The sequence below is a fragment of the Paenibacillus sp. cl6col genome (assembly GCF_900102125.1).
GTDB classification, from domain to species: domain Bacteria; phylum Bacillota; class Bacilli; order Paenibacillales; family Paenibacillaceae; genus Paenibacillus_B; species Paenibacillus_B suaedae.
Genome location: NZ_FNAZ01000001.1, coordinates 631564 through 644342 on the forward strand (window position 1 = coordinate 631564; position 12779 = coordinate 644342).

General features: G+C 45.8%; 12 protein-coding genes. 5 read left to right on the forward strand and 7 right to left on the reverse strand.

Going from position 1 to position 12779, the window contains the following annotated elements:
• The first annotated feature begins 339 nt into the window (after positions 1-339).
• On the forward strand, positions 340-651 hold the full coding sequence (locus tag BLS15_RS02670) for an ArsR/SmtB family transcription factor (protein WP_021254373.1): 312 nt from the start codon (positions 340-342) through the stop codon (positions 649-651).
• A gap of 205 nt (positions 652-856) precedes the next feature.
• Positions 857-2041 (forward strand): MFS transporter, encoded by a 1185-nt coding sequence (locus BLS15_RS02675; protein ID WP_021254374.1) that lies wholly within the window; start codon positions 857-859, stop codon positions 2039-2041.
• 151 nt (positions 2042-2192) lie between these two features.
• On the opposite strand, the gene BLS15_RS02680 is transcribed toward BLS15_RS02675, so the two are convergent.
• The gene (locus tag BLS15_RS02680) at positions 2193-4391 is read right to left on the reverse strand and encodes an Ig-like domain-containing protein (RefSeq protein WP_028531635.1); all 2199 of its coding nucleotides are present in this window, start codon (positions 4389-4391) and stop codon (positions 2193-2195) included.
• Between the two features lie 261 nt (positions 4392-4652).
• On the opposite strand from BLS15_RS02680, the gene BLS15_RS02685 reads away from it, so the two are divergent.
• Positions 4653-5243 carry a lipoprotein BA_5634 family protein gene (locus BLS15_RS02685; RefSeq protein WP_090509694.1) on the forward strand — a complete coding sequence of 197 codons (591 nt, stop codon included), beginning with the start codon at positions 4653-4655 and terminating at the stop codon, positions 5241-5243.
• Positions 5244-5351: 108 nt separating this feature from the next.
• Here BLS15_RS02685 and BLS15_RS02690 read toward each other — a convergent pair whose 3' ends face one another.
• Positions 5352-5933, reverse strand: coding sequence for a TetR/AcrR family transcriptional regulator (locus BLS15_RS02690; protein ID WP_028531634.1), 582 nt, complete (start codon positions 5931-5933; stop codon positions 5352-5354).
• A 196-nt stretch (positions 5934-6129) separates the two neighbouring features.
• Between BLS15_RS02690 and BLS15_RS02695 the strand changes: the two genes are divergently transcribed.
• Both BLS15_RS02695 and BLS15_RS02700 read left to right on the forward strand, forming a co-directional pair.
• A complete protein-coding gene (locus BLS15_RS02695) occupies positions 6130-7239 on the forward strand; it encodes a UDP-N-acetylglucosamine--LPS N-acetylglucosamine transferase (protein ID WP_028531633.1) in 1110 nt (369 codons plus the stop codon).
• A 41-nt stretch (positions 7240-7280) separates the two neighbouring features.
• The gene (locus BLS15_RS02700) at positions 7281-7655 is read left to right on the forward strand and encodes a permease (protein ID WP_090509697.1); all 375 of its coding nucleotides are present in this window, start codon (positions 7281-7283) and stop codon (positions 7653-7655) included.
• A 165-nt stretch (positions 7656-7820) separates the two neighbouring features.
• On the opposite strand, the gene BLS15_RS02705 is transcribed toward BLS15_RS02700, so the two are convergent.
• From BLS15_RS02705 to BLS15_RS28840, 5 genes are all read right to left on the reverse strand, one after another.
• Positions 7821-8654 (reverse strand): C40 family peptidase, encoded by an 834-nt coding sequence (locus BLS15_RS02705; RefSeq protein WP_090509702.1) that lies wholly within the window; start codon positions 8652-8654, stop codon positions 7821-7823.
• Between the two features lie 422 nt (positions 8655-9076).
• Positions 9077-9985, reverse strand: a complete 909-nt coding sequence (locus BLS15_RS02710) for a cation diffusion facilitator family transporter (protein ID WP_021254381.1) — start codon at positions 9983-9985, stop codon at positions 9077-9079.
• Positions 9986-10348: 363 nt separating this feature from the next.
• The gene (locus BLS15_RS02715) at positions 10349-11071 is read right to left on the reverse strand and encodes an N-acetylmuramoyl-L-alanine amidase (protein ID WP_090509707.1); all 723 of its coding nucleotides are present in this window, start codon (positions 11069-11071) and stop codon (positions 10349-10351) included.
• Positions 11055-11474, reverse strand: coding sequence for a phage holin family protein (locus BLS15_RS02720; protein WP_028531630.1), 420 nt, complete (start codon positions 11472-11474; stop codon positions 11055-11057). The genes BLS15_RS02715 and BLS15_RS02720 overlap by 17 nt, the downstream gene beginning before the upstream one ends.
• A 107-nt stretch (positions 11475-11581) precedes the next feature.
• On the reverse strand, positions 11582-12730 hold the full coding sequence (locus tag BLS15_RS28840; protein WP_090509712.1) for a pyocin knob domain-containing protein: 1149 nt from the start codon (positions 12728-12730) through the stop codon (positions 11582-11584).
• Between the last annotated feature and the right edge of the window lie 49 nt (positions 12731-12779).

Consider the following 12779-nt stretch of genomic DNA (forward strand, 5'->3'; position numbering starts at 1 on the left):
ATTGTTTCATTATTTTATCACCACGTTAATATGATGGCAATTTAATATTTTTATGTCCTTGATAAGTTATTATAGTTGATAATACCTTTATATAGAGCCAAATAGATAAATCCCCCTCTATGCATCGATCACCCTTTTTGTTTATAAATTCTCGTTCTTTTTTTGTATTTTTCGACATATATGATCCATTATATTCTTTTACGAGGACAAATAACATCATTTTTTATGCATATATATTCAGACGTGTGTATATTAAATTTCACTGTTATCGGAGCATCTACAGACTTTTCAGCCAATTATTGTATTTACAAATCTATAATTATAGATATAATAAGACGTATGGAACCTTTACTCATTTGCAAAGCTTTGTCTAATGACACACGCGCCCAAATTCTTCAATGGTTGAAGAACCCTGAAGAACATTTCAATGAAGAGAAGTACATTCAGTATGGAATATCATTTGCAACAGGCATATGCGTAGGCGATATTCAGAAAAAGACAGGGCTTGCGCAATCGGTTATCTCCAGCTACTTGCTCACAATGCAGCAAGCTGGACTATTAGAGTCTGAACGAATTGGCAAATGGACGTACTATCGCCGCAATGAACGCACGATACGAGAATATGCCGATTACGTCACCCATCACTTGTAGAGGAGGAGGAACATCTCTTTTTTTTGTTAGAATACATCTATATTTTTAGATATGTATTTATGTATATTAATTGGAATGGCATAAATGGGTTGAAGTGTATTGAAGTGAAGCTCATTGAAGTGAAATTATTTGAATGAAGTACATCGTAGTACTCATGACCATTAAAATGTAAATTCTGATGAATAGAAATGGAGTTATCGTTGAAATGAGAAAAACAAACCCCTTACTGCTTCTTCTGCTGTCCCTTGGCGTATTCGGCATTATTACGACAGAAATGGGTATTGTGGGCGTGCTGCCTCAAATATCGCAGAAATACAACATTACAGCCTCCCAAGCAGGCTGGCTGGTCGGTATATTTGCACTCATCGTGGCCGTTAGCGGTCCGTTTCTTACCCTGATCGCATCCCGCTTTAACCGTAAAAGCGTTCTATTGACGGCCATTTCCATGTTTGTTCTGTCCAATCTCGTCTATGCGTTCACCTCGCATTTTGAGGTAATGCTTATATTCCGGATCTTGCCTGCGATGTTCCATCCGATTTTCTTCTCCATCGCACTCGTAGCTGCCGCCAGTCTGGTACCTCCCGAGCAGAGCAGTCAGGCTGTCGTTCGTGTATTTGCAGGTATTACAGTAGGCTTCGCATTTGGTGTCCCGATTACGTCTTACCTTGCTGAACGTATTTCGTTATCCACCTCCTTCTTATTTGGAGCCATCGTGAATGCAATCGCCTTGATAGGTTTGCTTATTTGGCTGCCTTCCATGCCTGTGAAGGAGAAGATGTCTTACGGCAAACAGCTGAGTATTTTACGTAAGCCCGGACTTTGGCTCAACATAGCGGCTGTCATCTTTATTTTTGCAGCGATGTTCTCTGTGTACGGTTACTTTGCCGAATACACAAGCCAAATCACTCGAATGAATGGCTCACTCATCAGTCTCATGCTCATGGTATTTGGGCTTGTTATGATTGCTGGCAACTTTCTGTTCGGAACTTTTCTCCAGAAAAATACTACAAAAACAATACTGCTTTTCCCGCTTCTCTACGCGTTCATCTATGTACTTGTCTATTATGCAGGGTCGTATCTTTCTCTCATGATTGGGATGATATTCATTTGGGGAACTGTGCACTCAGGAGGACTGATTGTGAGTCAAACTTGGCTGACTGCTGAAACGAAGGAAGCGCCTGAATTTGGCAACAGTCTGTTCGTTTCTTTCTCCAACTTAGGAATTACGATAGGTACTGCTGTTGCGGGATTTATCATCGCTAACCTCGGCATGCATCAGCTTATCTGGTGTGGAGTAGGATTTTCCTTGCTTGCGTTTGCCGCAATAACAATCAAAATGAAGCTCTTCAGTGATAACATGCAAGGGAAAGATCAGGCACTCGGGGCATAGCCCATCACGGATATATATAGCAATTTCGACTGTTTACTAGCTCTGTTCGCACCAACTCTTGCTTGCAGCATACAATCGTAAAATCAAAACAGGGACTGCACTTGCAGTCCCTGTTCTGTGTTCTCTGACTAATCCCATTTTGAATTAATCCTTATTTCACCGTTACGCGCAGTGATGTGCTCTTGCCGTCCAATGTCAGCTTCAAACTTCCACTACCCTTGGATACACCTTGCACCGAACCACGCGACGCCTTAATCTTCACATTGGAAGGAACGAATGTCACGGAGGACGTCACATCCACAACTTCACCTGTATCATAAATCGCCTGAACCTTCCATGATGCAGACTGACCGATACCCAGCTTCACAGTTGTCGGATTTGCTTCCAGCTTCAGCAAGCGAGGCTTCACATGCACTGTAACCTCCAGCTTTCTTCCTTGATACTCACCGACCAGCTTCGTGCTGCCAATAGCCACACCCTTGACAGTAGCTCCGCGAACCGTCGCTACCTTTTCATTTTCAATAGTCCACTTAATACGCGAAGCAAGCGCAATCGTCTTTCCGTTCTTGTAGGTTCCTGTTACCTTAACCGATTGGGACTTGTTCACGTTCGTACGAATTTCAGAAGGAACGATATCATACTTCACAATCTCTTCTTCGATCGTTGCTTTCACAGTCACTTTCACATTGGCAAATGTACCTGTCAACGTCGCACGACCTGCAATGAGACCCTTCATGTTCCCCTCGCGAACGAGCAAGTTCGGAGAACTGGATTCCCATTTCACTTGAGTCGTTACATTTTCCTCTGTACCATCAGCATAAATAACATTTACTTCTGGCAATGGCTGCTCACGACCCGTTACGATACTGATATCCGCATTGTTCGCCTGCAATACGAGTGCCTTGCGCTGAACATTTACTTCCAAAGGAAGCGTTTGATTGCGAATGCTCGCAGTCAGGAAAGTCGTTCCCGGTGCTGCTGCCTTCATCTTGCCATCTTTAACGGAGACAACACTTTCATTAGAAGATGTCCACTGCACCAGTTCCGATACATCAAGCGTATTGCCGCTCAAGGACACCCCACTGATCTTAGGCAAAGGCTTCACATCTTCCAAGATCAGCTCCTGCTTGCGAACGTCTCCAGGTTTTGCATTCTTATCTTCTTCCGTCCATTTCAACTTCTCGATCGTCGGGTATACCGTAATCTCAACCGACTTCGTCAGCCCTTTGTAAGAAGCTGTTACCGTTGCAGTTCCTTCGCTCTTCGCGTAAACCTTGCCGTGTTCTACCGTTACAGCCATCAGGTTGCTTGATGTCCACTCTGCAAGATCACTAACATCCTGCTGATTATCAGCCGAATTGAGCACGAAGGTCTGCACTTGCAGCGGCCCGTCTCCCAGCATCATGTGCTGTTTCTGATCCGGTGTGATGCGCATCGCTTGGTAAGAAGCACGTACGACCACTGTAATGGATTGCGAAGCCCCAAGGTAGTTCGCCGTTACCGTTGCCGAACCTACGTTGATAGGCTTGACTTCTCCGTTCTTCACTTCGACGATATTCGCATCGCTTGTTGTCCAATCTGCCTTACCTGTTACATCTTCGAGCTTGCCGTCAGCAGTCTTCGCCTTGGCGGTTACGGTCTTGGAAGCTGCACCGTATTCGAATTCAACCAGCTTTTCTGGCGACAGCTCCAATTTGTCGTAAGGCTGTTCAACCTTCAGCTCGATCTTCGTGCTTAATCCTTTATGCTTAATGGTAATGTCCGTTTTACCCTTGGACTTCAGCGTAATGACCCCTTTATTCACATCCGCTACATCTGTATTGGAGGAAGTCCAGGAGGCTTCAGCCGTAACATCATTGTTCGTATTTGTCGATTTGTCCAAGGCGAATGCCTTCCAGGCAAGCTTGTCTCCAAGATTCGCCTTCACTTCATTGGCAACCTCTTGATCCGTATCCCCTGTGCGAATAACAATCTTGTCATACAAGTATTCGGATACAACCGTTTTCTTCAATGTATATCCTTGATATTTCACTGTAATTTCCGAAGTACCTTTTCCTGCGCCGCTTACCCAACCAGCGTCTACTTTGACAGCACTCGGATTCGAGGACGTCCACGTAGCCAAGCTCGTAACATCTTTCTTATCCGTCTTTCCGCTGATTGTACCAAGCACCTTCAATTGTACAGAGGAACCTTCAACTGTGACGTGTACTGGAGACACATCTGATTCAAAAGCAATACCTGTAAACGAATCTTCTGCATGAACGATACCTTGGATTGGCAGCATACCGAATAGCAACGTGCATACGAGCGCTATGCTAAGCCATGTCGATTTTTTCCTTGATGGGTACACCTTATCTTCTCCCTTCCCGTTTTGCTCCTGTGAGTAGTTCCAATGGAACAAAAAAGTACATATCTACTATAACGGTAAAAAGGAGGGGAATTATTATCTTATGCAGGCAACTTCTTGCGAGCAGCGGCTATTTTGATACTATAGTCCTACTTTCTTACGAGATTGAAAGAGTGCTGTCATCTAAACCAATGGCAACAAAATGATCCCTCCTGTATCGTTAACGGTGTAAGAATCAATACTGGTAATTGAGGTGGATGACGAATGAAAAAGAAACTTGGAATAGTAGCTACCATGATACTTGTACTTGTAATGGCGACAGGCTGCAGCCTATTCGGCCCTAAGGCAAATGGACTGATTATGTATGGAACGGATGCTCAAATTAAAGATGCTTTGGAGAGCACGAAGAATGATGTGTCGAAGACAGATGATTTCGCATTGAAATATGATGCAAAGCAAGCGGATGACCGTGTCATTGCGATCAGCAAATCAACCGCTCAAGGCTTGTTCAATAATGGGTTGCTTCAACAAGTGAAGGACAAAGACACAACAGAAGTGATTGCGAAGCTGCCTGAAGTAACAGGCGACAATGCGGTGATCTTCGCGAAGACAGATACAACGGTGACAGAACTGAAAGGTGTGAAGCTCGCTGGTCAGTACGGTGGCGATATTGTCATCGGGGAGTCACGCGGATTTGCCCAAACGATTGTTCTGCTCGATGATGGAGCTTGGGAGAAGCTGAACGCAGACAAGCTTGGCTTAACGGTTACTCATTTCAAGAAGGATCCGAAGAATGCACTAGTTGACTTGTCTAAGAAATTAGAGAAAGCTCAGATGGTCGTCATTAAAAAGTAAATAACTATATTATAGTCTCCACACAAAAGCACCCTTCTGCAGGTTCGACCACGCGTTCCTATTTGAAGGGTGCTTCTCTTTTGTATATCAACATCCGTCCTGACTTCCTTATGGCTGGCGAATCATTAACCCTTCCATAAAATGAAGGCGGAAATAATCCTTAATCGCTTCCTTATCGAGCGGAGCATTCAGCTTGTTCCATTCGGTCGTAAGCGCTTTGTACAATTGAAGCATGACGAAGCTGACGACCTTCGGGTCACCTTGCTTCACTTCTCCACGCTCCATAGCCACACGCACTTCGCGCTCTATGTACTCAAGCAGTTCCTGTTCCATCTTAGCCAGCGCTTCCTTCGCCATCGGCGTCCCGAAGTCGCGCAGCTCCTGGGACAGCTTCAATGCCAGCTCATGGCGGCTTCTATATTCCAGCACACGATCCAACACACGATACAGCTTATCAATAAACGGTCTATCCTCGGTGATTTCCCGATCCGCGATCTCTTTCATCTCGTGGATGAGCTGCTGCAAAATCTCATCGAACAGCTCCTCTTTGTTCGTAAAGAACGTATATATCGTTCCTTTGCCTACCTTGGCAATCTTCGCTACTTGATCCATCGTCGTCGCTTTGTACCCGAACAGAGCAAAGGATTGCGCTGCCGCTTCCACGATTTGTTTTCGGCGGTCTACGGTCACATCCCCCGCCTCCTTTCTCCTGGCGCACATTTGACTGAATGACCAATTAGAAATTATGGTCATATGCCGTTACCTGAACCTTATCATACCTGCCTGTGAATTTCAACTAAACCAAGGAAAATGAACGCTCAGTTTCGACGTAATTGGCTGATGCTTCCTTTCAACTTTCAGGTTATAATGGAATGTGGGTGAGAACATGCGAAAAAAGAGAATCATCCTTCTATCTGAAGGATTCGGTACAGGCCATACGCAAGCAGCCTATGCCCTATCAGTCGGACTGCGCCAGCTGGAGCCCGATGTCCAAACACGCGTCATCGAGCTGGGCAAGTTCTTGAATCCGACGGTCGGGCCGCTAATCTTCGCTGCTTATCGGAAGACGGTAAGCTCACAGCCGAAGCTGGTTGGACTCTTGTATCGAAAAAAATATAAAAAATCGCTGAACCGCGTCACACAGCTCGCATTGCATCGCATTTTCTACACACAAGCTTCTCATGTGCTCGATCAATTGCGTCCTGATGCGATAGTGTGCACTCATCCATTTCCGAATATCATCGTATCGCGCCTGAAGCGCTCTGGTCTTCATCTTCCATTATATACATTGATTACGGACTACGATGCGCATGGTACGTGGATGAACCCAGAAGTTACAAAATACCTCGTCTCCGCGCCAGAAGTACGGAACAAGCTCCTGGAACGCGGGATTGATGATAGCCGCATTGTTGTTACTGGCATTCCTGTTCATCCGAAGTTCTGGGAGCGCTGTCCTCAATCGGAAGCGCAGCTGGAGCTTGGATTGCGTCCGCTTCCGACCGTCATGATTATGGGCGGCGGCTGGGGATTGTCGCTGAATGAAGATTTGCTCCAGTACATGACGACATGGCGCGAACATGTCCAGCTTCTGTTCTGCATGGGCAGCAATCAGAAGGCAATCGCTCGGATGGAACAGGATCCATTGTTCCAGCATCCGAACATACATATATTCGGCTACACGCAAGAGGTGTCGCGTCTGATGGATGCTTCCGATTTACTGGTAACGAAGCCTGGGGGAATGACTTGTACAGAAGGAATGATGAAGGGCATCCCTATGCTCTTCTATGATCCAATCCCTGGACAAGAGGAAGAGAACTGTGAATATTTCATGGAGCATGGTATGGGTGAGAAGATTGAATCCTCGGATACCATTGCACGTTGGTTCAACGAATTACAGCACCACTATGACCGGCTGCGCGAGAAGCGGCAGCTTGGCGCTCTTGCTATGACGGATCCTGAGGCCTGTGCCCGAACCGTGTTGCAATTGCTGCAATAATCATCTACGATTAGGATCTTAGCCAAGGAGTTGATTGCAACATGCTGTTTACTGGAGTAGGCTTCGTCGGATACGCCCTTATCACGCTTGCTCTTCTCATGAGAGCACTCGGCTGGATTACAGGAGCGTTCCTATTCGCTGCCATCATTATTGCCGGTTTCTTCTGTTTCGGTATCGTTGAGAACCGCTTAGGCCTCAGACATCGGATGGTGCGGTATGTCGATTACGCCCCACTCATGGTGCTTGTCATTGCCTATGTCCTCTATCAGGACAATATTGTACGCTACACAACTACTGCTCTATTGCTTCCAATAAGCTTGCTTAGCTCATGGGCTGCAGTTGCCATGGCGAAGACGAAGAAATATCGCACAAGACCGAAGAACGATGAACAACAAGGGCCTCCAAAATATCAATAACTAGGAACCGCCGTGTTCCATTTAATGGATGTGGGACGGAACATGCATCAGCACGCTTGAATTCCTCTTCCTACGGACAAGTAAGGGCTATCTACCAACAGCTTTCCCTGTTGAATAGATAGCCCTTTTTGATGCGTGCATATGCAGTATGCTCGATGAACGCTTCTATTTTACTACGCTTCCTCCATACAGGAAACGATGTTCCCAGCTAGTGTTGCTCACCGTGTCGATCCGTACGCCGCCTGAAGCTTTGGAATATGTATGAATGATTTTGCCATTGCCCAAGTAAATGCCGACATGTGTAATTCGCTCTTTTGATTTATTCACATTTTTATAACTGGATGCACTGGATCCCTTATAGGACATGAAGAACATCAAGTCTCCTCGCTGCAGTTGGCTGATGCTCTTCTTCACGCCGCCTTTATCCTTAATATAAGTGCCTTGCTTCCGGGAGTCTGTCGGCAGTACGATTCCTAATGCTTCCTTATAGACTTGGCGTACAAAGTCGGAGCAATCAAATGTTTTGGTTGTATTCCGATTCGATCCAAATTCATAAGGCGTGCCCATGTATTTCTTCGCTACTTTCTCCACTTTGTCCATCTTCGCAGCCTTACTTGATGGAACAGAAGTCGTAGGTTTATTATTTGAACTTCCTGAAGAGTTAGAGCCTGATGTATTCCCTACTCGTATGTATTTGCTCTGAGAGCTTACATAGCCCGTGTTGCCTTTGGTATCCTTCACTTTGTACCAACTGCTGTTGGGCTTGTCCAATATCGTAACGGATTCGCCTGTCTTCACCAATCGAATGATTGAGGATGAAGTACTCGGCTTCGTTCTCAAATTGACGGATTGAACAATTTCTCCGCGATTTTGTGCGGAACTCGCTACGGATGCAGCTTGTACATTGCTAGTTGCTGCAGGTGCCGCATGCAATGACGGCAATATCATCTGCCCTGCCATTGTGAACATCATTATGCCTAACAGTAATTTCTTCTTCATAGAAATCCTCCTCTAAGTTGTTGTTACATTACTGTAATCGTGAACCGAATGTGAGTTGATGTTCATATGAACAAGATGTCAATTGTTTCTATAATTAAGTGGTTATTCTATTTCTGTAATGACATCCCATTTCCCCTACGCCTAATTATATAGAGTCTTCTTCGTCGGTTTCTATCGGCCTATCCTCTTAAAAAAGACAAAATTGTAACCTTCTCTGTGGGTCTTTGTGCCTATTAATTGGTTGATTCATGGGGTGAATACCAGATTTAAACAATCGAGCCCATTCCCAGTACTACTCTTTCGATGCTTATTTATGTGATCTGCTCCGTCTGTCCGTTTTACTAGAAACACAAAAAAACGTGCCCTGAGGACGGATGTTACCGTCGCTCGCGGGCACGCTGGTCGCGTTCTATGATCATACATTACACCAATTGCTGATGAATTGTTTTGCTTGTATCTGTATCCATTGGCTCGACATGCACATGTACATGAGTAATATTATGCTTGCGCTTCATACGCTGCTCAATATCGTCACAAATATGATGTCCTTCAATGAGGCTTAGCTTCGGATCAACCTGTACAACCACATCAACGAGAACCAGACTTCCATGCAGGCGCGCCTTCACTTCCTTAATCTTGCGCACGCCTTCTGTACTCTCTACCGTCTTACGCAGGCGATCCAGCTGCGCTTCATCGAATCCGTCCGTCAATGTATGAGTTGCTTCTCGGAAAATATCCCATGCTGTCTTGCATATAATGAAGCCTACTGTTAAAGCGGCAAGCGGATCGAGCCAGCTAATGCCAAGCTGAGCACCGAAAATACCAACTGCTGCGCCAATACTTACAAATGCATCTGACCGGTTATCTTGTGCTGCCGCCATAAGCGCCTGATTACGAATGCGCTCTGCCAGCCGCTTATTATATGAGTACACCGCGTACATCACAATCGCACAGCCAAGCGCTACCCAACCCGTAAGCGGGTTCGGGGTTGTCGACTCGCCATGGAACAATGCTTGTACCGTGGATATGATCACTTGAATCCCGACTGTCGCCATAATAAAGGAAGCAATTAGAGCAGCGATTGTCTCCGCCCGCAAATGACCGTATGGATGGTCGTGATCTGGCGGCTTCTGCGAAATTCGCAGTCCGATAAGTACAGCAAGCGATGCGACGATATCCGTCAAGTTATTCCATCCGTCTGCTTGGAGCGCCTTCGATTGGTAGAATAAGCCGATAGCTAGCTTGAATGCGGATAGGGCAATATAGGCAGCAATGCTGATCCATGCTCCTTTTTCCCCTTGCTTCATATCTGCATATATGTCCGCGCTCACGCTGACCCCTCCCTGACTCCTTATTACCAGGCATATTATGGAATATGCCGTTCCAACCCGGAATCCTATCTTACCTCACCGATCCCGTGTGGGTCTACAGAAACAGTGTTGCCCCTCCTTACAACAATTGAACCGGCAACAACCTGTTGGAACCGGCAAGAAAAGTTGAGTCCATTAAGGAAAGTTGTTCGGCGGCAACAATGTCACATTATGTTAGATTGTGCAGTCAGGAGGGAAAGTATTCTTGGTTGTGAGAAGGAGCATGGACAGGGATATACAGCAATCGCAATCGTGCCAGTACTTTATCTTTGATGATAGTAATTGATTCTCCATCTCCGTTGAATGTGGCCTCATTCGTTTAATTTACTCGCTGCCTCCACGGACGACAACCTGCCTCTTCTCCGCTTCCCAATGCACACGCATTCCACTACGTTCTACAGCCTCGCGCACTGGGATATAAACCTTATTGTCGATCAAGTACCCTTGCGAACTTTCTTTGGGTGCACCTTCCCAGATGACCTTCACTCGCTCGGCACGCAGCTGCTGTTCGATAGTCGGATTGGGCGATGGCGGCTTCGTACCACTAGTGTCGCCTGACATCGCTTCCTTAGCCTGCACCACCATGTCCATAAATTGCTGCCAATGCGGCAGCAGTCGAGACGGACAAGCCTTCCCGCTCCAATGTTTGTGCGGCATGATGCGTTCCAGTGCAATGCCATGCTTGCACGACAAGATGGCGAGCAGTTCAGCAGCATTGCACCATGCGGCCTGCTCGTCGATCCCTACGTACATACATACTTCAACGCCAATAGACAACGCATTGCCAGGGCCTATCCCATCCCCGGCATGCCACCCCTGCTCAGTATCTCGCAAATGCTGATACACACTCTTATCGTCCACCGTATAGTGCCAGCTCTTCTTCGCCCCGCCACTGCCGTTCAACAAATACCTCGAATGCGCTTCTGCAGTCGCCCCCGCATCTGTATTGTCCGTGTTGTGCACAGTAAGATACATCGGCTTCATGGCAAGGTTCGGCTTGTTCGCCCTTCCATCTGGAATCAGGCGCTGCTTAATGTCGATGCTCATCATGAATTCCCCCTTTTCCCTTCAACACTTCCACCGCCTGTTTAATAACCGGAGGCAGCGGCACGCCTAGACGTCCGCCATTTTCAATAATCGACAACAATTCGTTCGCCATATAAAAAAAGACCGTCGCATCTCTGAGTAGATGCTGCCCTCCTAGCACCACATCCACCTGATGCGCGATCGATACGATTACGAAAATAAACACCTTGCGTGCAATACCAATGAGCCCTACGCTACTGCGCAACTTGCCTTCGGAGCCTGCTGCCATAATGCCGGTGATGTAATCTGCTACGGTCATGATAAGCAGTACTTGCAGCAGCATCGGCCAGCCGCCGAATAGTAATGCTACAGTTCCACCCGCCGCGCCCACCCCAAGTTTCAAGAGCCAATCAATTCGTTCCATCTCATTTCCTCCTTTCGAGTGGAAATAAAGAGCCCTCAGCTAAGGCCGAGAGCATAAAAATCTATCTTCAATCATTCATTAATTCATACGTTCATTCATACAATTTCTTATGAAATTGCCTCCCATCTTGTTACTTGTACAGCGCCTCGATAAAATTCTCCAATAGAATGTACTTTATGATTAACAACAAAACCATTATTTAGGAATTCTACTCCAACACTCAGCTTTATTCCCATGTCTTCATATTGTGCAGATCCCCATCCTAATACCATAGCCATATTTTGCGTACGACCAGCTATACCAGAACCATCCGAGTACTCAACAACTACTAAATTTAACAATAATATTACTTCACTTGGTTTAAATGAAAGTGAATTAACTTCAAATGTCCCATCATAAGTAAGTGATCTATAGAAACTTGAAGAGGCGTACTTTCTCCCTGTTTCGATTGTCTGTATTTTTGAAGCTAATTGTTCAAAAGTATCTGATGCGGATGCCGGTACCCCTTTAGCGCTGATGGCACCCGCGATGCGATTTTTCGCGTCAACGCCAGATTGAAAAAGGTCCTGTGTCCAAGCTGTCCAACCATTATCTTGGAGTCTGCGCATATAGAATCTATCCGCGTGCAAATCATATACTTTTTGCAAAACCCAAGAACCTGGTGCATGTGTGATAACTTCAACATACCCCCATCCGTGAACAAGAGCGGGAGCATTCCCCATATTCGTTCCTTTATAGAAACCAGTGTGTACAATACTGTTTAAATCTCTATTAGAAATGTCAATCGCTGTTCCATCGTCTGAGGCTACCTTATGTTTTTGCCACGCTTTAGAATCAATATAATTTTTAGCATTTGTTTCAGCTTGATTTGCCTTTGCCTGTGCACCACCCGGCGTTTCCTTTGCATTCCAAGCGTTTCGCTCATCTGCTGTAATATGCTTTGTTTTATCAGCAGCGTGAATATCGAAGTCTATTTTTTTCGTTGCCCCGATTGAATCTGGAGTGATTTTTGTTAAATCAATCCCTGCTACTTTTTGATCCGAATATTTCTTTGTATCCTCAATTGCCGAAGCAACCTCCGACTTCTCCGCTGCCTTCTCCTGTACTTCCTTCAAGGCTTCGTACGTCTTATTCATTTGCCAGTTCAGCCAAGCTGCGGGAGGCTTGTCTTGGACTTTCCAGCCTTCGTCCAGTTTGCTTTGCGGGGGCTTGACCCCTTTTCCCTTCCATTCTGGAAGCTCTTTTTCGAATGCCATGTATCGTCACCTCATTTTTCATTCGTAATGGTTCCTAGTAAATTAAGAA